This is a genomic window from Celeribacter halophilus, assembly GCF_900114135.1.
GTDB classification, from domain to species: domain Bacteria; phylum Pseudomonadota; class Alphaproteobacteria; order Rhodobacterales; family Rhodobacteraceae; genus Celeribacter; species Celeribacter halophilus.
In genome coordinates this window covers 26455-50374 of the sequence record NZ_FORY01000018.1, presented here as the reverse complement: position 1 = coordinate 50374, position 23920 = coordinate 26455, and the positions used below count along the sequence as shown (strand labels likewise).

The window sequence follows — 23920 nt, the reverse complement described above, 5'->3', positions numbered from 1 at the left end:
CCATCCTGAATGTGGATCACCTGTAAACTGGATAGGGAGAGTATTGGCGGGAGTGTAAAATCCAGCAACAAATGCTTTTTATTTAACGCTTTTTTTGTTAAGAATTACACAGATGAAATTTCGGATTTGTAAATCCATTATCCCGCACTTGCATAATACACCTGTTTGCAGTTGCGGAAAACCCTTGAGAACGCGCCGGATTTTCGTGCCGCAGATGAAAACCGGTCGGGTGTCACTCGCACAGGGCACGCACTGAGCGGGGCATCATGCGACACACGGGCGACACACGGGCGGCGCGGATCACAGGGGAGCATCAGGCAAGCACAGGGATTGTGCTTGAGGGAGAGGAGCAAAACCATGCCACGTTCGGCACTGACAGGCACACGCATTCGCGAAAGGCGGCTCCTGAAAGGGATGAAACAGGCCGATCTGGCCCGCACTGTGGGAATTTCTCCGGCCTATCTCAACCTCATCGAACACAACCGGCGCAAAATCGGCGGCAAGCTGCTGATTGATCTGGCGCGGGAATTGGGGGTGGAGCCTGCCGCGCTGACGGAAGGGGCGGAACTGCCTTTGATGGAGGGGTTGCAGGAGGCCGCGAGCACAGGGGCCTTGCGCCCGTCCGAGGGCAAACAGGTCCAGCCGCCGGAATTGCAGCGGGCCGAGGAATTTGCCGGACGGTTTCCGGGTTGGGCGGCGCTGGTCGTGGCGCAGCGCGAACGGATCACCGCGCTGGAGAGGCGTGTGGAGGCGCTCAACGACCGTCTGGCCCATGACCCGTTCCTCTCGGACAGCCTGCATGAAGTGTTGTCCACTGTGACCGCCATCCGCTCCACAGCAGGGATTTTGAACAATGCCGGAGAGATCGACCGCGACTGGCAGGCACGGTTTCACCGCAACCTCTATGAGGACAGCCAGCGCCTTGCGGACGGATCGCAGGCCTTGGTGAGCTATCTCGATACGGTCGGCAAATCCGAAGACACGCTGGCCTCGCCGCTCGAAGAGGTCGAAGCATGGCTGGCCTCGCGGGATTTCGTATTGCCGGAACTTGAACAGGGCAAGATGCCGGAGCTTTCGGGCGAGGGCGGGTTGCGCACCGCTGCGGCACGCAGCCTTGCCCGCAAATGGGTGCTGCGGGCCCGTGCCGAGGCCGAGAAAATGCCGCAGACGATGGTGGAGGCGATTGTCGCCCGTCACGGACCTGATCCGTCGGCTCTGGCGCAGGCGATGGGAGTTGACCTGTCGGCGGCCATGCGGCGTCTGGCGAGCCTTCCGGCGTCCGAGACGCGCCCGCCGATGGGGCTTGCGATCTGTGACGGCTCCGGCGCTCTGACCCACCGCAAGCCGCTTGACGGGTTCGCCCCGCCACGGTTTGGCGCGGCCTGTCCGCTGTGGCCGCTCTATCAGGCGCTGTTGCGGCCCTTGGTGCCGGTGCGCCGTGTGGTCGAACAATATAGCCAGCCGCCACGGCGCTATCTGGCCTATGCCATCGCCCAGCCGCAGCGGCCGGACCGGTTCGATGCGCCGGAGGTGGTCGAAGCCACCATGCTTTTCATGCCGCTGGACCAGCTTGATCTGGAGGTGCGCGACGAGGAGGTGCAGGGAATCGGCACATCCTGCCGCGTCTGCGCGCGTATCGAATGCCCCGCACGGCGCGAGCCTTCGATGGTGCTGGAGATCGCGGAGGAGGGGTGAGGGGCTCTTGTCAATTCCCTGCCGCATACACAATTTTTTGACAGGGACGCGACAAGAGGCCATAAACTGCGGTATCTGAGGGGAGAGAGGATATTATGGGCAAGCGCGTGCTCTTGATCGAGGACGAGCCGAATATCATCGAAGCGATCCGGTTTATCCTGTCGCGCGATGGTTGGACGGTTGAAACCCATGCCGATGGGGCGACGGCGGTTGCGGCGGTGGATCGCAAGTGCCCTGATGTCATCATACTTGATGTGATGTTGCCCAATAAATCCGGTTTTGAAATCCTGCGCGAGCTGCGCGCCATGCCCGATCATGCCAGCCGTCCGGTTTTGATGCTCACCGCGCGCGGCCAGCAGAAGGACCGCGACATGGCCGAAGCCGTGGGCGTGTCACATTTCATGACCAAACCGTTCTCCAACACCGAAATGCTCGACGTGGTGCGCCGTTTGGCGGCGGATGCGTCGGGTCAGGACGATGGCCATGGCTGAGAGGCGCATGCCGCTCTATCTCGCCCGCGCGTCCTACCGGCGCAGGCGATTGATTGATGCGCTGCGGCTTTTGCCTTTTCTGATGTTCGGCCTGTGGCTTTTGCCGCTGCTTTGGGGGGGCGAGGGCACGAACCGGCCTTTGGGGGCGGGGTCGCGGGCCTTTGTCCATGTCTTTGTGGTCTGGGCGCTGGGGCTGATCGCGAGCGCATGGCTTGCGCGCTATTTGCGGCGCGAAGCGGTGCCGCTTGAGACCATAGTTCAGGATGAGGCTTCGCAGGATACCGTTTCGCAGGATGGCGCAACACACAGCGAGGCGGCGCAGGTGCCGGACCGCTCGGACGGGGAAGATGCGTCATGCTGAGGTTCAACATCCTCGTTCTGGTCTGCATCTCCTATGCCACGCTTTTGTTCGTTGTGGCCTTCTGGGCCGAAAAACGTGCCGAGGCGGGACGGCTGGGCTGGCTGCGTTCGCCGTTGATCTACACGCTGTCGCTGTCGATCTATTGCACCGCGTGGACCTTTTACGGTGCGGTGGGATATGCGGTGCGCTCGGGGCTGGAATTTGTCACGATCTATCTTGGCCCCTCGCTGATGATGATCGGCTGGTGGTGGATTTTGCGCAAGCTGGTGCGGATCGGGCGGACGCACCGGATCACCTCTGTGGCCGATCTGATCTCGTCGCGCTACGGGAAGTCGACCACGCTGGGGGTGCTTGTGACGCTTCTTGCGGTGATCGGCACCACGCCTTACATCGCGCTGCAACTGCAATCCGTGGCGCTGTCTTTTGCCGTGTTCGGGGTCAATGACCCGTCGGGCGCGGTGCTGCCAGATCTGGACAAGACCGCGCTTTGGGTGGCGGCGGGGTTGGCGCTGTTCACCAGCCTGTTCGGCACCCGCAACCTTGATGCCAACGAGCGCCACCACGGGGTTGTGACCGCGATTGCTCTGGAAGCTGTGGTAAAATTCATCGCGCTGATCGCGGTGGGTTTGTTTGTGGTCTGGGGGCTGTCGGACGGTCTGGGGGATTTGATGATGCGGATAGATGCCTCCCCCGTGGCGCAGCATCCCATCCACGGCACCCGCTGGATTGCGCTGACCATGCTGTCCGCCGTGGCGCTGATCACCCTGCCGCGGATGTTTCAGGTGCTTGTGGTGGAGAACTCCGACGAAAGCCATTTGTTTACAGCCGGTTGGGCCTTTCCGCTCTACCTCTTTGGCATGTCGCTCTTTGTGATCCCGATTGCGGTTGTGGGGCTCGAAGTGCTGCCCGCTGGCTCCAATCCCGATATGTTTGTCCTCACCCTGCCGCTGCATTTCGACCAGAGGGTGCTGGCGACCCTGTCGTTCCTCGGCGGGTTTTCTTCGGCCACATCGATGGTCATTGTGGCCTCGATTGCGCTTTCGACCATGGTGTCGAACCATATCGTCATGCCGATCTGGCTCTCGTCGCGCTCGGGCGGGGCGATGGTGTCGGGCGATGTGCGCGGCGTTGTGCTGTCGGCACGTCGCCTGTCGATCTTTGGCGTTCTGGCGCTCGGCTATCTCTATTTCCATTTCTCCGGCGGCTCCGAAGCGCTGGCCTCCATCGGGATGATTTCCTTCACCGGCGTGGCGCAGGTTCTGCCCGCGATGGTCGGCGGCATCTTCTGGCGCGGGGCGACGCGGGTGGGGGCCATCGGCGGGGTGATCACGGGGTTTGTCGTCTGGGCTTATACGATGTTCCTGCCGTCTTTCGGTCCGGCCGCCGGTTATACAGCGGAGTTCCTCGCCCAAGGGCCGTTCGGCCTGACGTTGTTGCGACCACAGGCGCTCTTTGGCGTCGAGGGCGTCGATCCGGTGGTGCATGCGATCAGCTGGTCCATGGCGCTTAACACGGTGGTCTTTCTGGTCGGCTCCCTTCTGTCCTTCCCGCGTCCGGTGGAGCGGCTGCAAGGCGCGGAATTTGTCAATGTGTTCGAACATTCCGGCTCGGCGCGGAGCTGGTCCCACGGCTTTGCGGAGGCCGAAGACCTCTTGGTCATGGCGCAGCGTATTCTGGGTCCGGTGGAGGCGCAGAACCTGTTCCAGTCCGAAGCGGAGCGGCAAGGCAAGGAGGGCTATCTGCCGGACACGACACCCGCTTTTATCGAACGGCTGGAGCGCGAGATGGCGGGTTCTGTGGGCGCGGCGACCGCACATGCCATGCTGGGCCAGATTGCTGGCGGGGTGTTTGTCTCCGTTGAAGACCTGATGGCTGTGGCCGACGAGACGGCGCAAATGATGGAGCATTCCAGCCAGTTGGAGCAGAAATCCGTCGAACTGGCCCGCACCGCGCGGCAGTTGCGGGAGGCCAACGAAAAACTTACCGCACTCTCGATCCAGAAAGACGCTTTCCTGTCGCAAATCTCCCATGAATTGCGCACGCCGATGACCTCGATCCGAGCGTTTTCGGAGATTTTGCGCGAGGCGGGACAGACCGGAGATATGGATGCGGAGAGTCTGGAGCGGTTCTCCTCTATCATTCATGACGAGGCCCAGCGTCTGACGCGCTTGCTCGACGATCTTCTCGACTTGTCCGTGCTGGAAAACGGGCAGGTGAGCCTCAACTGGGCGCGGGCCAATCTGCACGATGTGATCGATCGTGCGCTCAATGCAAGTTCGGAGGCGGGCGGGGGTAACGGGCTTGTGGTGCGTCGTAACGAGCTGTCCGAACATATCGCGATCGAGACCGACCCCGACCGTCTGGCGCAGGTCTTTATCAATATCATCGCCAATGTGCGCAAATATTGCGATGCCGAGACACCGGTGTTGCAAATCCATGTCCGGCGCACGCCCGACGACCGCATCCAGATCGATTTCATCGACAACGGCTCGGGGATTGCGAAGGACAAGCAGGCGATGATTTTCGAGAAATTCTCGAGGCTGACCGATCACGCGAAGGCGGGCGGAGCGGGGCTCGGGCTGGCGATCTGTCGCGAGATCATGGTCAATCTGGGCGGCTCGATTTCTTACTTGCCGGGGCAGGGTGGTGCGGCCTTCCGGCTTGATCTGCCACGGGTGCGGGCGCGGGATTGAGCCGGGCGTGTAAGGTTGCGATTTTTCTTTGGAAAACTCTGCGTGTTTCAATACTTTCTTTACTTTGTCGGGCGATAACCCTCGCAAGTCCAGTTGAGCGAGAGTCCTGTCACCCTCATGTCAGATGCCGAGATCATTTCTGCGATGCGTCGAAAGGCCGGAGTGGGCCGCCCCCCGCCCGAAGTGCAGCCCATGTCACCGGCCAAGGCCCTGACGCTTGCGCTGGCGAAAGCGGCGGAGGAGACAATCGGCTTGGTGCTTCAGGTCACCGAGGTCGGTGAGGAGCGGATTGCCATGTCCCGCCTTGCCGAAGAGGTGCCGGAAAACGCGCTTATGACACTGCTGGAGGGGCCGGAGAATATTTACGGTCTGGCGGTTTGGGACAGGAACACGGTTTCCGCCATTGTCGAACAGCAGACCACGGGCAAGGTGCTAACCCTGCCGCCGGAGGATCGTGCCCCCACCGCCACCGATGCGGTCATGTGTAGCGATCTGTGCAATCAGGCGCTGCGCCAGTTCGAGAATATTGTGACCGAAATGACCGATCCGCCGGATGTGGCAGGGTTCCATGCGGCGGCACAGCTGCGCGAGACGCGCTCTCTGGTGATGGCCTTTGATGATGTGCCCTACCGGCTTTACCGCATCCGTGTGAGGCTTGGGCGCGGGGCACGTGATGGCGTGGTTTTTCTTGTGTTCCCCTATGACATGCCAAAGCCCAAAGCGAGCGATACGGAGACGGCAGAATTCCGGGAGAGTTTCCAGAATGTCGTCATGAAGTCGGAGGCCTGTCTCGACACGGTGCTGCATCGCTTACGGATGCCGTTGGCCGATGTGACCGCATTGAGCGAGGGGATGATGCTGCCGATCCCGCGGGAGGCGATCTCGCGGGTCGAGCTACGCGCCGATGACCGGCTGGTAAGTCGCGCGCGCCTCGGGCAGATCAACGGCAAACGCGCCTTGCGCCTCGTGCTCTGTAGCGAGGAGGACGAGGGCCTTGGCGAGACCGGCGGCGCTATGTTTGGCGGGGCCGGTGTGAGCGCCATTGGCGGGTTTGGCGGAGACGCATCGGGAGGCCTGTCGCAAGAGGCCGAGACGGGCCTTCCCGATCCCTCCGGTTTTCCGGCGCTTGCGGGCGGTGAAGCTGCATCTCCGGAGGCGGACCTGCCGCCACTCGGCGACCTGCCCGCGACGGGAGACCTGCCGCCGCTAGGGCAGACCGGTGAGGCGGGAAATGGTGACCTTCCGTCGCTTGGGGATCTGCCGCCCATTGGCGATCTTCCTCCTTTGGGAGAGGGATTTGCGACGCCGGATGAGTTGCCACCGCTCGAATGAGGCCCATACAGGAGCGCACAGGGCTTTTCCGCAGGTCTGTTGATGTGAATCAAGGCCGTGCCTGCGGTTTCAGGTGATCCTCTTTCAAGGAGGACCACCATGATTGACCTTGAAAAGAGACGCGCGCAATTGCTGGACCGCAAGGCGGAACTGGCTGCGCGCCTGCAAGAGATCGACGCGGAACTTGATGCGCACCAGTCGAAGGACTGGGAGGATCTGGCCACTGAACGCGAAAGCGACGAGGTGCTTGAGGGTATGGGACATACCGGCAAGGCGGAAATCGCGATGATTGATGCGGCACTTGGGCGGATCGATGCCGGTGACTACGGAATCTGTGCCGAATGTGGCGAAGAGATCAGCAAAGAACGGCTGGATGTGTTACCCTATACTCCGGTGTGCCGGGATTGTGCAGCCCGCAACGCCGCACGCGGATAGAGGCAAGCCATCCGCGCAGGCGCTGTGAAGACCTTGCAAGAAATTGACTTCTGGGAGGACTGACATGACCAAGACAAAGAGACCCGATGTGGAAATCGACAAGATTGTTGATGATCTCGTCAAGGATGAGGAAACAGCCGTGGCGCTCAAAGGCAAGCTGCGCCAGACATTTGTCGAGACGGAAACGATCTATATCCGTCCCGAAGCATCCAAAGACGATGATGACGATCTGTGGGACAATATTCCGGTCTGAGCACGGGCTCGGCAGGATGTGAAGTTTTCCGGAAAGGATGCGCTATGGCTTTTGAAGCTCTGAAAGCACAGGTCTATATGACCTTGAATGAAATCGCGGCGCGACCGGAAGACCGTCACATCCTGCAAGAGACCCTGCGGGAGAAACTCTCCGAGCTTCGCGCTCTCGGTCTGCCATTGCCCGAAGACCTCGTGCGGCTGGAGGCGGAGCTGGAAGAGGGTGCTGCCGACGGGATTTACCCCAAACGCCCGTAATCGCGATTGCGGGTCTTGAAAATGCCATCTTGCCTTACAGGGACACTCTCCGCCATTATGTGGAAAAACCTGTGGGCAGTATGTGGATAAGTCGTGGTTACATAGCCCGACACACCGTGCGCCCACATTGATTGGTGCGGGGGCAAGATGAGTGACGTGAAAGAGTTAACGCGAGACGCGGGCGAGGTTTTGAACGAGGGTGCATCCGCGCCCGCTGTGACAGTGACACATGACGGGGACATCGCCGTTTTGCGCTTGTCACGTCCGCCGATGAACCTTCTTACACAAGAGATGCGACAGGCGCTTTTCGACGCTGTGGGAGAGGCGGAGGCCGATCCGAAGGTCAAAGCCATCGTCCTGATCGGCTCTGGCGCGGGGTTCTCTTCGGGGTTCGAGCCGGACAGTCTGGTTGCGCAAGAGCCGGAACCCGGACTGAACGCGCTGTGCGCGCGTATTTCCTCTTGCTCCAAACCCGTGGTGGCGGCCTTGCATGGCGCGGTGTTCGAGGCGGGACTGGCGCTGGCTTTGGCGGCGCATTACCGGATCGCAGGGCAGGGTGCGCGGCTGGCCGCGCCGGATGTCACGGTCGGGCTGGTGCCCACCGGCGGCGTGACGCAGGTCTTGCCACGGATGATCGGCGCAGGGGCTGCCTTGGAGATTTTGCTCTCCGGCCATCCCGTCCCGGCCCCCAAGGCCCATGCTTTGGGGCTGATTGACGAACTGGCCCGCAAACGCATCGGCGTGGAAGCCTTGGAATTTGCCCGAAACCTTCTGTCCGAGGGCAAAGCCCCGCGCCCCGCGCAGGACCGGTCGGACGGGTTGCGCGACGGGGTGTCCTATCTGAAAGAGGTGGCCGATCACCGCAAGAGAACCACCACCAAGCGCAGCATCGCCCCCGCGCAGATCATCGACTGTGTCGAAGCGGCGCTGATGCTGCCCTATGAGGCCGGTGTAAACCGTGAAACCGTGGCGCGTGAGGACTGTTTTGAAAGCGAAGGCTCCAAAGCCCTGCGTCACGCGGCTTTTGCCGAACGTCGCGCTGCGCGACTGATCGGGGCAAAAGGCGCCAAGCCGCGCAAGGTCGAGACGGTCGGGATCGTCGGTTCAGGTGATTATGCTTTGGGCATTGCCATTGCGGCGCTGGATCACGGGGTGAAGGTGCAGCTTCTGGGCAATTCCGCCGATCAACTGGTGCTGGACCAACAGCGGATCAACACCGTTTACACCCGCGCAGCCCAGAGGGGCCAGTTGACCGCAGAGCAGCGCGATGAACGGATCGCGGCGCTGGAGGCGGGCACCCAGATTGATCGACTCGCAAAGGCGGAGCTTGTGCTTGATGCCAGCCGTGGTTCGGTGGAGGCGCGGGCACGGCTTTTGGCGCGGATCGAAGAATTCCTGCCCGAAGAGACCGTGCTGGCCACGATTTCCGACCGTGCCTTCGGGCGTCTGGCACAGGATCTGGCCCATCCGGAACGGTTTCTTGGCCTGCATTTTTTCGCCCCCTCTCAGGCGATGCGGGTGGTGGAACTGGCGCGCCCAGAAGGGGTTGATGTCAATGCTTTGGCCACCGCACACGGCTTTGTGCGCCAGATTGGAAAACTGCCGGTGAGCGTGCGGGCGCGTGATGGTTTGATTGCCAATGTGGTGCAGGAGGCGGGCTGGGCCGCTGTGGATGTGCTCTTGCTCATGGGGGCGCGACCGGCGCGGATTGACGCGGTGATGCGCGACTATGGCTTTCCGACAGGGCCGTGCGAATTGATGGATGCGCTGGGGCTTGAACATATGTCCGGCGCGGTGGCGCAGTTCCTGAGCAGCGCGGGCCGCAAGGGCAAAGCGTCTGGGCACGGGTTCTATGATTACGACGCCGAAGGCCAGCGCGACGACAGCGAAACCGAGGTGATCTTGACCGAGTTGCGGCGCGAAGGCGGGGTGCCGGAGATCGCGCTGGAAGACAGCGATATTTTCGAACGGATCGTGCTGGCCGAAGCCAACGCCGGTGCGCGGCTTTTGCAATCCGGCACGGTGGAACATCCGCTGGACATTGATGTGGTCATGATGCTCGCCAAAGCCTACCCGCGTTTTCGCGGTGGGCCGATGAAGTCGGCGGAGTTGATGGGGCTTCTGGCGGCGGAGAAACGTCTGCGCGCCTATACGGACCAGGCGCCGGATATTTGGGAGCCTGCGACAATCTGGCGCGAATTGATCAAATATGGTGAAAATTTCGAAAAACTGAACCTTATCTGAGGGTTGCGTGGCCGGTTTCGAGGTGTGTCCGCGCCAATTTTCCTCAAAATCGGCTCATTTTCCGAATTTGGGGTTTGGTCAATATGCTGCGCTCATATGCGGTTGATCGAGATCAAGGTTTTCGCAACGCCTCTGACATATTTCTTTTCTTGAGCGCAGGGGCCCGACGTCAGCAGTCAGACTTGGGGTCCTGCATTCCTCCCGCGGACTCTCCTTCCGATCGTCCGCGCTGTATCCTGCCTTTTGTGCGTGGGCAGAATACTATACTGGCGTCGTAGGGTTATGCGTTTCTCCTACGACGCCATTTTTTTCCGCATGTCATGCCAAAGCCTGTCGCTTGTCCGCTTTTTCTTGCAATCCGGCACCGCATTTGCAGAAAATTGACACATATCACTTACAGATCGCTGTATCGGACGCATTGTCGCGTCAAGTCCGGACCTGAAACGACATTCTACGACACCTCCTCTGCGAGCCTCCCCGCTCAGAAAGTGCGTGCTATGACAAATGCTTTTGTGCTCTCCGATATTGCCCTGACGACGCTGGCGCTTTGCCTTGCCGGTGCCTTTGGTCTTTTGTTGGGAAAACTGCAAATCCGGAAAGTGGGCCTCGGTATTGGCGGGGTGCTGTTTTCCGGCATTCTCATCGGCCATTTCGCCTCCCGCGCCGGGATCGAATTTGATGGCGAGGTGATGCATTTCGTGCGCGAATTGGGGCTGATCCTCTTTGTCTACACCATCGGGATTCAGGTCGGGCCGAGTTTCTTTTCTTCTTTTGCCAAGTCGGGGTTGAAATTCAACCTTGCTGCCATTGGTATCGTCCTGGGCGGTGTTGTGATGACAGTGCTGGTCTATGCGTTGGCCGATTTGCCCCTGCCTGTTCTGGTCGGGGTCATGTCGGGGGCGGTGACCAACACGCCGGGGCTTGGGGCTGCGCAGCAGGTGTTGGGAGATGCGGGGTTTCCGCCCTCGGAAGTCGCAGAATCCGGTATGGGGTATGCGATGGCCTATCCCTTTGGCATCCTTGGAATTCTCACCTCCATGTTCGTGATCCGATTCCTGTTCGGCATTGTTCTGGAGCGCGAAGAGGCCGCCTATCGCGCCGAGAGCCAGAGCGGCGAAGAAGCACTACCTTCGATGAATGTGGCCGTGACCAATGCCAATCTCGACGGGCTCCGGCTTGGCGATGTGCCTGATCTCTTCGATCACGGGGTGGTGGCCTCGCGCATGAAAAAAGGCGATGACCTTGTGGTGCCGACGCGCGATGTGATCGTGCATCTGGGCGATTGCCTGCATCTCGTGGGGCCTGCTGAGAAATTGCAAGCGATGAAGCTTATTTTGGGCCGCGAGATTGATGCGCCTTTGACCACGAAGGGCACGAAGCTCACATGGTCGCGCCTTGTTGTGACCAAGGACCGTGTGCTGGGCAAAACGCTCAAGGAGCTTGCCTTTCTCGAAGGCCACGGCGTGACGGTGTCACGGATCAATCGGGCTGGTGTCGAACTTCCGGCGCAGGGTGGATCGACGCTGGGCTTTGGCGATATTGTCACCGTGGTGGGGACAAAAGCCGATATCGATGCGGTGGCCAGCCAGTTGGGCAACGAGAATGCACGGCTGCAAGAGGTGCAATTCCCCGCCCTCTTTTTCGGCATCGCGCTTGGGGTGCTGCTGGGCTCAATCCCGCTGGCTGTGCCCGGCCTTCCGGCGCCCTTGAAGCTCGGACTTGCGGGTGGTCCGTTGATGGCCGCGATCCTGTTGGGGCGGCTGGGTCATTGGGGGCCGTTCACATGGTATATGCCACCTGCGGCGAACCATGCGCTGCGCGAATTCGGCATCGTCCTCTTCCTCGCCGTGGTCGGGATCGTGGCGGGAGACCGGTTTTTCGAGACCTTGTTCGAGGGAGACGGGCTGTCGTGGATGGGCTATGGCATCCTGATCACGCTGGTTCCGCTGCTCGTCGTGGGGACGATTGCGCGCGTCTTTGGCAAGTTCAACTACCTCAGCCTGTGCGGCGTTCTGGCCGGCTCCATGACCGATCCTCCGGCTCTGGCCTTCGCCGTGGCGATGAGCAAGACGGGCGCGGCCTCGGTCGCTTATGTCTCCGTCTATCCGCTGGTGATGTTCCTGCGTATCCTCGCGCCACAGGTGCTTGTGCTGGTGCTCGCGAGCATGGGAGCAGGGGCTTTTTGATAAAAAACGCCCTCACGTCAAAGAAAAACCCCGGCAAAGCGCCGGGGTTTGAACCTTGAACAGCCTGACGTATCAGCCTTTGGCAGGAAGCGGGCCGATCATCATAATCATCTGACGGCCTTCCATTTTCGGCATGTTTTCAATCTTGCCGAGTTCTTTCGTGTCTTCAGCGACACGTTCCAAAAGCTGGCGACCCAGATCCTGGTGCGCCATTTCACGACCGCGGAACCGCAGGGTCACTTTGACCTTGTCACCATTCTCAAGGAACTTGACCACGTTGCGCATCTTGACCTGGTAGTCATGCACATCGGTGCCAGGACGGAATTTCACTTCCTTGATTTCAATGGTTTTTTGCTTCTTGCGGGCTTCGGATTCCCGCTTTTGCTGTTCGTATTTGAACTTGCCATAATCCATGATCTTACAGACGGGCGGATTGGCATTCGGCGAAATCTCGACGAGATCAAGTCCGGATTCAGCGGCCATATCCATGGCTCTGGCGGGGGTGACGACCCCGACATTTTCACCCTCTGCGCCGATCAGGCGAATTTCCGGTGCACGGATGCGTTCATTGACGCGAGGTCCGGTGTCACGGGTCGGCGGGGCATTATGCGGTCTGCGGGCTATGGGAAGCTCCTGTCTGTGGTTGCATTTGTGTTGCCGGAAAATAGGGTGAATTGCGCGCAGTTTCAACCCAGTTTCGGCGACATCCCGCACAAGGCGGTCGACGGGGAAATTTTCGCTGCCTCGGCCCCTTACATTCCTGTAGAACGCATGCCATATGCGGGTCTCGCAGAGGGGGGAACCTCCTGCAAAGGCCGCATGTTGTGGCCCAAGTATTTGGTGAGGAAGACACACATGACCAAACGTATTTTGACCGGCGCTCTGATGACCAGTCTCGCGCTTTCACTGGCAGCCTGTAAAGAAGAAGACAAAGCTGCGGAAGGCGAAGCGACCACTGGCTCCATTATCGAGCAGGCCACCGAAGCGGCAACCGATGCCGCCGACTCCGTAACCGAAACCGTGACCGAAGCCGCCGAAGACGCAGCTGATATGGCATCCGACGCTGCTGAAGCTGCCACCGAAGCCGCATCCGACGCTGTCGAAGCCGCCACGGACGCTGTGGAAGCTGCTGGTGAAGGCGCTGTTGATGCGGCCTCTGATGCTGCCGAAGCAGCTGTAGACGCTGCCACAGACGCGGCTGATGCTGCGGCTGACGCAACCGAGGCTGCGACTGACGCTGCAAGCGAAGCCGCAGAAGCTGCCACCGACATGGCTGATGACGCAACCGATGCTGCCGCTGACATGGCTGCGGACGCCGCTGAAACGGCTGCCGACACGGCCGAAGCCGCTGCGGATGTGGCTGCCGATGCTGCAGGCGACGCTGTTGAAGCTGCTGCCGACACCGCTGAAGCGGCTGTCGACGCTGTAACCGAAGAGGCAATGGACGCCGCTCCGGCCTTCGATCTCTCCGCCGCAGCCGAAGTGCTGACCGTTGACGGGTTCGATCTCGACAAGGCAACCGAAGTGGTGAACGCTTCCCCGCTGTCCGAGACCGCGAAAACCACCATCGTGACCGGCATGACACAAGCCAAGGACAACCCCGAGATCCTCAGCGCGATCCTTGAAAAGGCCCGCACGCTACTCGGCATGTAAGGCTCCGGTCTATTGAAAACGAAAGCCGCGCGGGGGAGACTTTGCGCGGCTTTTTTGTTTGCGGTGAAGCGTCCGCGCGTTTCCTTTGTGCCGGAAATACTCAAAAGAAAACCCCGCCGAAGCGGGGTTTGCATAGGGTCTCTTATGTCGGAAGGACCGTCTGCGCGCAGGTCAATCCAGTCGGATCAGTCCACAAAGGCCTTCTCGACCACATATTCCTTGGGTTCCGAATTGGCCCCTTCGCGCAGGCCGAACCCGTCGAGAATGGCCATGATGTCCTTGTTGAATGCCAGATTGCCACAAACCATGCCGCGATCCGTCTCCGGTGTGATCGGATCAATGCCGAGGTCTGTGAACACCTTGCCGGAGGACAGGTTGTCCGTGACACGGCCCATGTGGTGAAACTCTTCACGGGTTGTCGTCGGGTAATAGCGCAGCTTGCCCTGTTCGATTTCGGAGAGGATTTCGTCGGACTTGATATGCTCGACCAGTTGGCGGCCATATTCCAGTTCGGAGACCTCCCGACAGGTGTGCATGAGAATGACCTCTTCGTATTTCTCGTAGACCTCCGGCTCGCGCATCAGCGAGGCGAAGGGGGCAATCCCCGTGCCTGTGGCAAAGAACCAGAGCCGCTTGCCCGGCAGGAGCGCATCCACCACCAGCGTGCCCACGGGTTTCGGGCGCAGGATGATCTCGTCGCCCGGCTGGATATGTTGCAAACGCGAGGTGAGCGGGCCATCGGGCACTTTGATGGAGTAGAACTCCAGATGTTCTTCCCAGTTCGGCGAGGCGATGGAATAGGCGCGCAGCAGTGGCTTGGCCTTGCCGGTCTTCGGGTTCACGTCCCCCATCAGCCCGATCATCACGAATTCGCCGGAGCGGAAGCGCAGGCTTTGCGGGCGCTCGACCTTGAAGGAGAACAGCCGGTCGTTCCAGTGTTTGACTTCCAGAACCTTGGCGGCATCCGGCAGTGTGGGGACGGGTTTGGATTTTTGTTCAGTCACTTGGGTCAACTCGGTCATCTCGCTGTCTCGCGCCTTTTGGGTCGTCTAAATGAATGTTTCTGGCCGATCCTTGATCCATGTCAGATCATGGAGGACGGAAAAGGGGCGCATCTCGCCCCCTTTTGGCCTGTTACACGCCGGCACGCAAGCGCGACTGATAGTCATGCGCCCGCCAGTCTGCCCGAGCCAGCCATTGTTCTTCCGGCTGGCGGGTGGCCAGATCGTCGCTGATTTCCACCTCGTCAAACCCCGAGCGGCGCGCCATCGCGTATTGATCGGCGATGACATGGCCTTTGGCACGCAGCCGCCCCTGAAATCCCGCCAGCCGCAAAAGCCGCGCCAGCGTAAAGCCGCGCCCGTCTGCAAAACTCGGGAAATCAATCCGGATCGCCGCCGCATTGCCGTATTGCGCCAAGGTTTCGGGGGCGGTGTCGGAGGGCAGGTCGATCCAGTCGCCGCTGTAATCTTCGGAGATGAATCCGCTGTCTCGTACAATCACGCTCATGATGCGTCTCCTTTGAGGGGCTCTGTGACCGGCCCCCGGACAATCTTGCCGTTCACAATGTGGATCCCGCATTCGGTCTTCTCTTCGCCACGCCAACGTCCGGCGCGCGGGTCTTCGCCCTCTTTGACGGGGCTGGTGCAGGGGGCGCAGCCGATCGAGGGGTAGCCTTTTGCGACCAGAGGGTGCCGCGGCAGGCGGTTGTTGATGATGTAGTCCTGCACATCTGTCGGTGCCCAATGTGCCAGCGGGTTGATCTTGATCCGTTGCTCGTCCTCGTTCTCGAAGAAATCCAGCGTGGCGCGTGTCGCGCCCTGAAACCGTTTGCGTCCGGTGATCCACGCGTCGAAATGGCCGAGCGCGGCTTGCAGCGGTGCGGTCTTGCGCAGCGCACAGCAGGCATCCTTGTCCGACAGGTGCAAAAGCCCGTCAGGATCATTGGCCGCCAGTTTCGCAGGCGCAGGCCGGATGCGGCGCAGATCGCGCAGGTCGAGTTTTTCGATCACCTCAAGCTGGTATTGGATCGTTTCCTCGAAGAGCATTTCCGTATCCACGAAAATCACCGGCGTTTTGGGGGCGATCACGGAAATCATGTGCAACAGCACAACGCTTTCTGCCCCGAAAGAGGAAACAAGCGCAATCCGGCCCAGTTCACGGTCCCGCAGCGCCAGTTCCAGAACGGATGTCGCAGAGTGGTTGACGTAACGCGCGTTCAGACGGTCGACACGGGCTTGCACCGTGCCGAATTCATCTTGCAAAAGAGACGCCTCATGCCGCATGTGCACTTTCCTTCGCCGGATAGAGGGCCGCTTTGAACGGGGCCATGCCGAGGCGGCGGTAAGCCATGAGGAAGGTCTCTTCGGGGCTGTCACGCAGTTCCAGATAGGTTTTCAGAATGCGCTCTATGGCAGGCACAATCTCGTCATAGGAGAAACCCGGCCCGGTGCGGTCACCCAGCACCATATCTTCGGTGCCGTCGCCGCCCAGCGTGATCTGGTAATTCTCGACACCTGCGCGGTCGAGACCCAGAATTCCGATATGACCGACATGGTGATGTCCGCAGGCGTTGATGCAGCCGGAGATTTTGATCTTCAGCGGACCGATCTCGTGTTCGAGTTTCAACTCATCAAACCGTGTCGCGATGCCTTGTGCCACTGGGATCGAACGCGCGGTCGCCAAGGTGCAGTAATCCATACCGGGGCAGGCGATGATGTCGCTCACCAGACCGATATTGGCGGTGGCAAGCCCTGCGGCTTTCAGGATGGTGTGGATTTCCGGCAGGTCGGATTTATGGATATGCGGCAGGATGACGTTTTGCTCATGGGAAATGCGCAACTCGTCGTGACCATAGTCGCGCGCCAACCCCGCCAGCACCCGCATCTGCTCGGCACTGGCATCCCCCGGCGTCTGGCCGGGCGTTTTGAGCGAGACGGTGACGATGGCATAGCCCTCGGCCTTGTGCGGTGCGAGGTTTGTGTCGGCCCAGCTGCGAAAGAGCGGATCATTGGCATAGGCCGCATCGAAGGTCTCTGTCGGGGCGGAGCGGAACGCAGGCGGCGCAAAGGCAGCGCGGATTTCGTCGAGCATCACCATATCGATGCCGCCAAAGGCCGGTTTGACCTGCGCAAAACGCTCTTCCACAAGGCGGCGGATTTCCTCGATCCCGTGTTCATGCACGGTAATCTTGATGCGGGCTTTGTATTTGTTGTCACGCCGTCCTAGGAGGTTCCAGACCGATACGGTGGCTTCGAGATAGGGCAGAAGGTCGTCCAGCGCGACGAAGTCCTTGAGCACCTTACCCACCATCGGCGTGCGGCCCAGTCCGCCGCCCACAAGGATCTGTGCACCTATTTCACCGTTTTTCTCGCGCAGGTAGAGGCCCACATCATGGGCTTTTATCACGGCGCGATCTTCCTTGGCGCCTGACACGGCGACCTTGAACTTGCGGGGCAGGAACTGGAATTCGGGGTGATCGGTGGACCATTGACGGATCAACTCGGCCACAGGGCGCGGATCGACCGTCTCATCGGCGCTCGCGCCTGCGAAGTGATCGGCGGTGACATTGCGGATCGTGTTGCCGGAGGTCTGGATCGCGTGCATTTCCACATCGGCCAGATCCGAGAGGATCGCAGGCACATCGGGCAGTTTCGGCCAGTTATACTGGATGTTCTGCCGTGTGGTGAAATGGCCGTAACCGCGATCATATTTCTCCGCGATCATCGCCAGCTGGTTCATTTTGCGGCTGTCCAATGTGCCATAGGGAATGGCCACACGCAGCATATAGGCGTGCAGTTGCAGATACAGGCCGTTCATCAGGCGCAGAGGGCGGAATTCTTCCTCGGTGAGCGAGCCGTCAATGCGACGGGCCACCTGAGCGGAGAATTGTGCGACACGGTTGCGCACGAAGGCTTCGTCGAAATCATTGTATTTATACATGGGTCGCGTCCTGCTGGGCAACTTGTTTGCCGTGGAAATAGTTCGAGGGGCCTGTGCGGCGGAACTCTTCGCGGAAATGGGTGGGAACCGGTCCGTTTTCTGTGGGCTTCACATCCGTCAGATAGGCCCCGACGACAGAGCCGTCCTTGGCCGCCTCGGCCAGTGCGCGCTCTGCGGTTTCCTTGTCGGTGTAAACCTGCGCCAGACACAGATCGCGCACCCATATGCCATCTGCAGACATGTAGATGACATCGCCTTCAAGAAGGGCGTTAGCGGTGATGGCTTTGGGCGTAAACGGACGCGGCATGGGGCTCTCCGGTGTTCGGTCGGGTTTTCGACTTGCGATTTTCTGTGCTTAATTTAGAACATTATCCCAAGTCAGAGCCATAGCTGCGCGCGAATAAGGACGTTTGTTCCGGTTTCAGAGCCCCGCTAGGTTAGAATTCCAAGAACGAGAGGAAAAGCGAAATGGCGGACCAGATCGACGCAATGGACCGGAAAATTCTGGGCGAGTTGCAGCAGGATGCGAGCCAGTCTCTCGATGAAATCGCCCGCAAAGTCGGCTCTTCAAAGACGCCCGTCTGGAATCGCATCCGCAAAATGCGCGAGGCGGGAGTCATTGGTCAGCAGACGGTTATTCTCGATCCGGAAAGCCTCGGGCTGGAGGCCTGTTTTTTTGTTCTGGTGCGCACCAATGCCCATGAGGCGAACTGGCAGGAGAAATTCCTGCAAGTGCTCAAACGCCGCCCCGAAGTGCTGGAAGCGCATCGTCTGGCGGGGGAGATCGACTATATCCTCAAGGTGCGCGTGCGCAATGCGAAGGCCTATGACGACTTCTATCAGGCGTTGATCAAAGAGGTGGCGATCTACAACGTCACGGCGCTTCTCTCGATGGAAGAGATCAAATCGACCACGATGCTGCCGCTGTGAATTGTGCCGGTTGACCTGTTGGCGGCGGATGCGCTCCAGATACCCGTGGCGCGCGGCGTTGAGCGCCGCGCCTGTGAGTATTTGGAGCACAAAGGAAAGCCGGTGCTGCCAAGGCTGAGCATGCCGCCCGCAGGAGGTGGGTGGTGTCAGCGGTTGCCGGAGCGGGTGAACAGGCCCGCATCCTCGGCGGCTTTGCGCAGCGCGTTGGATTTGTTGACGGTTTCCTGATATTCGCCCTCTGGGTCGCTGTCATAGACCACGCCGCCACCGGCCTGAATATAGAGTTTCTCGTCTTTCAGCACGGCGGTGCGCAGGGCGATGCACATATCCATGTCGCCGCCTGCAGAGAAATAGCCGACACCGCCGCCATAGACGCCGCGTTTTTCCGGCTCCAGCTCGTCAATGATCTCCATCGCACGGACTTTTGGAGCGCCGGAAACCGTGCCAGCGGGCAGGCCCGCGAGCAGGGCGGAGAGCGCATCTTCGTCCTCGCGCAACTCGCCTACCACGTTGGAGACAATGTGCATGACGTGGGAATAGCGCTCGATAATAAACTCTTCTGTCGGGCGCACCGTGCCGATTTTCGAGACCTTGCCCGTGTCATTGCGCCCTAGATCGAGCAGCATCAGATGTTCGGCCAGTTCCTTTTCATCGGACAGAAGGTCTTCTTCGAGGGCCTTGTCCTCCGCAGGGGTCGCGCCGCGTTTGCGGGTGCCTGCGATGGGGCGGATGGTCACCTCGTTGTCGAAGACCCGCACAAGGATTTCCGGTGAGGCGCCGATGATCTGGAACCCGCCGAAGTTGAAGAAGAACATGAAGGGTGAGGGGTTCGTGCGGCGCAGGCTGCGGTAGAGGGAGAAGGGCGGCAGGGGGAAATCCTGTGTCCAGCGCTGCGCGGGCACAACCTGAAAAATGTCACCTGCCTTGATATATTCTTTCGCCTTCATGACGGCGTCTTTGTAGCCCTCATGGGTGAAGTTCGACACAGGGGCAGGAGCTTGGAAGCTCTCGCCCATCTCAATACTGGCCTCGGATGGCGCGCGCTCCAGATCGCGCAGAGCATCCATGACACGCTCTGCGGCCTGCGCATAGGCGGCTTTGGCGGACAGGCCGCTTTCGACCCATGCGGGTGACACAAGGATCACATCGCCTTTGACGCCATCGAGAATCGCAATCACCGAAGGGCGCATCAGCACCGCATCGGGCAGGCCGATCGGGTCGGGGTTCACATTGGGCAGATGCTCCACCAGCCGGATCATGTCATAGCCGAGATAACCGAACAGCCCAGCCGCCGCGCCGGGCAATGTGTCGGGGATGTCCACGCGGCTCTCTGCGATCAGCGCACGGATCGAGGTGAGCGGATCCTTGTCATCGACCACATAGCTGTCCGCATCAAAGCGTGCGTTGCGGTTCACCGAAGCGGTTGTCCCGTCGCATTTCCAGATCAGGTCGGGTTTCATCCCGATGATCGAATAGCGCCCGCGCACCTCGCCGCCAGTGACGGATTCAAGGATGAAACTGTCGGTGCGTGCGCCGGCGAGTTTGAGCATGATCGAGACGGGCGTGTCGAGATCGGCGGCCACTTTGGCGTAAACCAACTGGTTCTGGCCTTCGGAAAAGCCTGTTTCAAACTCGGAAAAGCTGGGGATGAGCGTGGCCATGGGGAACTCTTATTGCATCTGGCTGTGAACAGCGGTCAGGGCCGTCTGGTTGATTGTCACCCCTTCGCGGGCCCGCAAGGCGGCGGAGAACGCGTCGATCACATCCGTGGCCGCCCCTTGCGCGGCGGAGGTGATGTAGCTCTGGGCGATGGCGGCATTCTCGTCCGAAGGTTCGGGATCTTCGACACTGTCGATCTTGGCGATGACAACGCGGCCCTCGCCGGAGATCAATGTGGTACCACCTTCGGTCAGACCCGGTGCGAAAACCGCATCCATGAACCCGTCGGGCATGTTGGAGAGGAAATCCTGACGGGTGATCGCCTCGAATGTCTCGGAGGGCAGACCCAGATCGGTGATCGACTCCCCCGATGCCACTTCGGTTTCCAAAGCCTCCGCGCGTTCTGTGAGACGTTGTTGCAGCGCATCGGCCTCCCAATCGGCGGCGACCTGTTCGCGGACCTCGTCGAGCGGTTTGACCGTGGCGGGCACGATGGCGTCGAGACGCAGGGCGAAGACGCCGCCATCCGACAGTTCAATGATCTCCGGATAGTCGTCGAGCGTGACTTGAGCCGCGGCCTCTTTGAACGCGGTGTAGGCGGCAATCCCGCCTTCGCTCTCTGTGGTCCAGTCCAGCGTGCCAAGCTCCATCTCGGTCTCGTCTGCGAGTTCTTCGAGCGTGTAGCCCTCCGCCAGATCGTTGTCGAATTCTTCGAGCAGTCCGGAAATCAGACGGGCTGCGGCATCGGTGCTCATGACGGCGGCCAATTCGTCGCGGGCCTCTTCAAAGCTGACTTCGGAACCCGCCAAAGTGCCGTTCACGCGGTAAAGCGCGGGGCCGAGATCGGACATCACCGGCCCGACTTCGCCCGTGCCTTCGAGCGCAAAGACTGCGGGTCCGGCTTCTGCAGAGAGATCATCTTGGGAGACATCGCCCATATCGGCGTCAATCAGGTCGAGACCGCGCGCGGCAACCTCTTCGTCAAAGGTGGTCTCGCCGGACGCAATGCGATCTGCGGCCTCTTGCGCCTCTTCTTCGCTGTTGAAAACCAGACGCTCCACCAGACGGCGTTCGGGCTGCACATAGCTGTCGATATTCTCTTGATAGAGTTGGCGCAGGGCCTCCTCGTCAATATCGACCTGATCCATGATCATCGCAGGGGTCAGCCACGCATAGGTGATCCGGCGGGCTTCGGGGGCGGTGTAGGCCTCCGGATGTGCGTCATACCAGCTTTGGATGTCGGCCTCGGACGCAATCGGTGCGCCGGTTTCCAGCGCTTCCGCGCCCAGCGTGGCAACGGAGATCGTGCGCCGTTCCCCCAGCCAGTCCACAACGACTTGCCCGTAGGAAGGCGGCATGGTGATTCCAGTGGCCAGAGCTCCGGTCAGGATCGCCCGCGCGGCATCTTTGCGCAGATCGGATTCGAAGCCCTTGTCGGTCATGTTGTTGCGCGCCAACAGGTCTTTATAGGCGGCCGTGTCGAATTTGCCGTCCACACCTTTGAACGCATCAATGGCCAGAAGCTCGCGGCGCACAGCATCGTCACCGACAGACAGGCCAACGCGGGCGGTTTCCGCATCAAGGGCGGCCTGTGACAGAAGTTGGTCCAGAACCTGTTGCGACAGGCCGAAATTCTCTGCCTGCGCGACGGAGAAGGCCTGACCTGTCTGGGCCTCGATTGCGCTGATCTGGCTTTGCAACGCATTGGCATAATCGTTGACCGAGATTTCCTCGTCGCCCACTGCGGCGACGCGGGTGACTCCGCCGCCGAAATTTGCTGTGCCAAACCCGCCAAGACCGAGGATCAGGAGGCCCAAAATGCCCCAAACCACCATCTTTGTGCCAGAGCCTTTGCCGCTCGCCATATTCTTGTTCTCCCTTCAAGGTTGGCAAAGTGTGTAGAAGCAAGCGAAACGGAGGGCAAGGTGGATCAGGGGGCGATTTTGGCCAATCTTGTGAAAAGCTCTGTGATACCGGCCTGATCGATATTGGCGAAAGCGATCCGCAACTGCTGTTCGGCCCGTTTGTCGCCTTTGGGCATGAAATCCGTGCCGGGCAAAAGAAGCACACCCGCTTCGCGCACGAGCCAAGGGGCAAGCTGGGAGGACGGCATGTCGAACGGATGGCTGACATAGGCGAAAAATGCGCCGCAGCCCAAGAGCCGCCAGCCTTTTTGCGCGAGCACAGGGAAACCGTCGATGATGGCTTGTCGCCGCACGAGGATTTCGGTGCGTTCTCCGGCGACCCATTCGCTAAGGTTTTGCAGCCCCCAAAGAGCGGCGCGTTGGCCGATCTGGTTGGGGCAAATCGCCACTGTGTCGAGATATTTTTCAACCTGTTCGAGGCGCTCGGGCGAAGCGATCATGGCGCCGACACGGTGACCGGTGAGGCGGAAGGCTTTGGAGAAAGAGTAGAGATGGATGAGCGTGTTCTGCCAGTCCGGCTGGCGGAACAGGTAGTGTGGCACCTCTGTGCGGCTGTCAAAATCGCGATAGGTTTCATCCAGCACAAGCATGAGGCCGCGGTCACGCGCCAGCGCATAGAATTTTGTCAAAAGCTCTGGCGGGTATTCGACGCCGCCGGGGTTGTTTGGCGTAATCAGCACGATGGCACGGGTGCGCGGCGAAATCAGGCGGGCGGCCTCTTCCAGATCGGGGAGAAGGTCGTCCTCCGTCTTCAGAGGCACGGCATGCACGCCATTCATATCGCACCACATTTTATGGTTGAAATACCATGGCGTTACGAGGATGACCTCATCGCCGCTTGCGGCAATGGTGCTCATGACCGAACTGAAGGCCTGATTGCAGCCCGAGGTGATGGCGACCTGCTCCGGTGAGATGTCCGCGTGATAGGCGGCGGACCAATCCTTGGCGAGTTGTGCACGCAGTTCCGGCATGCCCAGCACCGGCCCGTAGAGATGCGCGCTCGGATCTTCCAGTGCGATCCGTGCGATTTCTTCGCGCAGCGCCAGAGGCGGAGCCTCCATCGGCGCGGCCTGACTGACGTTGATCAGTGGACGGTCCGGCGGAAAGGTTACGCCCTCAAGCCATTTGCGTGACGCCACGATTGGCGAAGCAAAAGTGCGGTTCATGGGCGGGGCAAGAGGAGTCAGCATTTAGTCACCTTGATCAAATAGATTTGACAGGAGAGTAGGGCGTGGACGCGGCAGATGCAATTGCCTGACGGGGGCGGATTTGCGCGGCGTGGCTATCGCTAATATATGGCTTAATTCCCGTGCAACACGCTGAAAAAAAAGACATTCGCAGGGGCTGGGCGTTTTTGCATAGGGTCTTCAAGCTTTGTTTACCTCTTAAAGCGCAGTCTTGGGTGACAATGGAAAGAAACGTTCCCATCTGCCTTTGCACGGCGCTGCTGTTTCGGGGCTTTCGAACATTGGTTCGGGCCGCATCGGCACGGGGCGTGAAACAATGAAAAACGGCAGTATCTGCACTTCGGTGCATCAACAGGATATTATGAGGTGGCTTATGGTTTACGGGTTTTCTGGTCCAGCAGGATATGACGCGCTGATTGAAGCGCTGAGGACGGCACTCACTGCTGCGCGGGAGGGTGACATGCTGCGCGAAGAGGAGATGACGGAACAAATCCGTGACGCGTCTTATGAGATGGAGCCACGTCAGGCGGGCTATCTTGTGCGCTCGGCTTGCGGGGCGATTGACGCGGCGATGCGAGCCTTTGATCGGGAAAACGGTTTCGCGTTGGCCGAGCAGGCCATTGAGAATGTGAAAGATATTTTGTGGCGTTCTCAAGCTATGCCCTCCGCCATGTGATACG

General features: G+C 60.1%; 22 protein-coding genes. 13 read left to right on the top strand and 9 right to left on the bottom strand.

The window, feature by feature from the left end; translation table 11 throughout:
* Positions 1-357 precede the first annotated feature (357 nt).
* The 10 genes from BM152_RS15465 (at position 358) to BM152_RS15420 (ending at position 11944) form a co-directional block, all read left to right on the top strand.
* Positions 358-1695 carry an XRE family transcriptional regulator gene (locus BM152_RS15465; RefSeq protein WP_066601650.1) on the top strand — a complete coding sequence of 446 codons (1338 nt, stop codon included), beginning with the start codon at positions 358-360 and terminating at the stop codon, positions 1693-1695.
* 95 nt (positions 1696-1790) lie between these two features.
* On the top strand, positions 1791-2186 hold the full coding sequence (locus BM152_RS15460; protein WP_066601647.1) for a response regulator transcription factor: 396 nt from the start codon (positions 1791-1793) through the stop codon (positions 2184-2186).
* On the top strand, positions 2179-2547 hold the full coding sequence (locus BM152_RS19450; protein WP_066601645.1) for a hypothetical protein: 369 nt from the start codon (positions 2179-2181) through the stop codon (positions 2545-2547). Before BM152_RS15460 ends, BM152_RS19450 begins: the two co-directional genes overlap by 8 nt.
* Positions 2541-5240 carry an ATP-binding protein gene (locus BM152_RS15450; RefSeq protein ID WP_111481406.1) on the top strand — a complete coding sequence of 900 codons (2700 nt, stop codon included), beginning with the start codon at positions 2541-2543 and terminating at the stop codon, positions 5238-5240. Before BM152_RS19450 ends, BM152_RS15450 begins: the two co-directional genes overlap by 7 nt.
* A 117-nt stretch (positions 5241-5357) precedes the next feature.
* Entirely contained in the window at positions 5358-6572 is a 1215-nt protein-coding gene (locus tag BM152_RS15445) for a FliM/FliN family flagellar motor switch protein (RefSeq protein ID WP_066601641.1), read from the top strand.
* Between the two features lie 99 nt (positions 6573-6671).
* A complete protein-coding gene (locus BM152_RS15440; RefSeq protein WP_066601638.1) occupies positions 6672-7007 on the top strand; it encodes a TraR/DksA family transcriptional regulator in 336 nt (111 codons plus the stop codon).
* A 64-nt stretch (positions 7008-7071) separates the two neighbouring features.
* On the top strand, positions 7072-7260 hold the full coding sequence (locus tag BM152_RS15435; RefSeq protein WP_066601630.1) for a hypothetical protein: 189 nt from the start codon (positions 7072-7074) through the stop codon (positions 7258-7260).
* Positions 7261-7304: 44 nt separating this feature from the next.
* Positions 7305-7514, top strand: coding sequence for a hypothetical protein (locus BM152_RS15430; RefSeq protein ID WP_066601628.1), 210 nt, complete (start codon positions 7305-7307; stop codon positions 7512-7514).
* A 147-nt stretch (positions 7515-7661) separates the two neighbouring features.
* Entirely contained in the window at positions 7662-9758 is a 2097-nt protein-coding gene (locus BM152_RS15425) for an enoyl-CoA hydratase-related protein (RefSeq protein ID WP_082715318.1), read from the top strand.
* 497 nt (positions 9759-10255) lie between these two features.
* A complete protein-coding gene (locus tag BM152_RS15420; protein WP_066601619.1) occupies positions 10256-11944 on the top strand; it encodes a putative transporter in 1689 nt (562 codons plus the stop codon).
* Between the two features lie 72 nt (positions 11945-12016).
* Here the strand turns inward: BM152_RS15420 and infC are convergent, their stop codons facing one another.
* The gene (gene infC, locus BM152_RS15415; protein ID WP_331711560.1) at positions 12017-12634 is read right to left on the bottom strand and encodes a translation initiation factor IF-3; all 618 of its coding nucleotides are present in this window, start codon (positions 12632-12634) and stop codon (positions 12017-12019) included.
* Between the two features lie 165 nt (positions 12635-12799).
* On the opposite strand from infC, the gene BM152_RS15410 reads away from it, so the two are divergent.
* The gene (locus tag BM152_RS15410; RefSeq protein ID WP_066601617.1) at positions 12800-13597 is read left to right on the top strand and encodes a hypothetical protein; all 798 of its coding nucleotides are present in this window, start codon (positions 12800-12802) and stop codon (positions 13595-13597) included.
* A gap of 185 nt (positions 13598-13782) precedes the next feature.
* Here the strand turns inward: BM152_RS15410 and BM152_RS15405 are convergent, their stop codons facing one another.
* From BM152_RS15405 to BM152_RS15385, 5 genes are all read right to left on the bottom strand, one after another.
* On the bottom strand, positions 13783-14619 hold the full coding sequence (locus BM152_RS15405) for a ferredoxin--NADP reductase (protein ID WP_066601612.1): 837 nt from the start codon (positions 14617-14619) through the stop codon (positions 13783-13785).
* Between the two features lie 112 nt (positions 14620-14731).
* On the bottom strand, positions 14732-15106 hold the full coding sequence (locus BM152_RS15400) for a DUF934 domain-containing protein (protein WP_066601609.1): 375 nt from the start codon (positions 15104-15106) through the stop codon (positions 14732-14734).
* Positions 15103-15882, bottom strand: a complete 780-nt coding sequence (locus BM152_RS15395; protein WP_111481405.1) for a phosphoadenylyl-sulfate reductase — start codon at positions 15880-15882, stop codon at positions 15103-15105. The genes BM152_RS15400 and BM152_RS15395 overlap by 4 nt, the downstream gene beginning before the upstream one ends.
* Positions 15872-17539, bottom strand: a complete 1668-nt coding sequence (locus BM152_RS15390; protein ID WP_066601606.1) for a nitrite/sulfite reductase — start codon at positions 17537-17539, stop codon at positions 15872-15874. The genes BM152_RS15395 and BM152_RS15390 overlap by 11 nt, the downstream gene beginning before the upstream one ends.
* Positions 17532-17846, bottom strand: coding sequence for a DUF2849 domain-containing protein (locus BM152_RS15385; RefSeq protein ID WP_066601603.1), 315 nt, complete (start codon positions 17844-17846; stop codon positions 17532-17534). The genes BM152_RS15390 and BM152_RS15385 overlap by 8 nt, the downstream gene beginning before the upstream one ends.
* A 161-nt stretch (positions 17847-18007) precedes the next feature.
* On the opposite strand from BM152_RS15385, the gene BM152_RS15380 reads away from it, so the two are divergent.
* Positions 18008-18469 (top strand): Lrp/AsnC family transcriptional regulator, encoded by a 462-nt coding sequence (locus BM152_RS15380; protein WP_066601601.1) that lies wholly within the window; start codon positions 18008-18010, stop codon positions 18467-18469.
* Between the two features lie 146 nt (positions 18470-18615).
* Here BM152_RS15380 and trpE read toward each other — a convergent pair whose 3' ends face one another.
* The 3 genes from trpE to BM152_RS15365 all read right to left on the bottom strand — a co-directional run bounded on the left by trpE (position 18616) and on the right by BM152_RS15365 (position 23243).
* Complete coding sequence (gene trpE / locus BM152_RS15375; protein WP_066601598.1) at positions 18616-20130, bottom strand: anthranilate synthase component I; 1515 nt, start codon at positions 20128-20130, stop codon at positions 18616-18618.
* A gap of 9 nt (positions 20131-20139) precedes the next feature.
* Positions 20140-21993 (bottom strand): SurA N-terminal domain-containing protein, encoded by a 1854-nt coding sequence (locus BM152_RS15370; protein WP_066601596.1) that lies wholly within the window; start codon positions 21991-21993, stop codon positions 20140-20142.
* Between the two features lie 65 nt (positions 21994-22058).
* Positions 22059-23243 carry an aminotransferase gene (locus BM152_RS15365; protein WP_066601593.1) on the bottom strand — a complete coding sequence of 395 codons (1185 nt, stop codon included), beginning with the start codon at positions 23241-23243 and terminating at the stop codon, positions 22059-22061.
* 208 nt (positions 23244-23451) lie between these two features.
* Here BM152_RS15365 and BM152_RS15360 point away from each other — a divergent pair, with 208 nt between their 5' ends.
* Positions 23452-23916, top strand: a complete 465-nt coding sequence (locus BM152_RS15360; RefSeq protein ID WP_066601590.1) for a hypothetical protein — start codon at positions 23452-23454, stop codon at positions 23914-23916.
* The last annotated feature ends 4 nt before the right edge of the window (positions 23917-23920 follow it).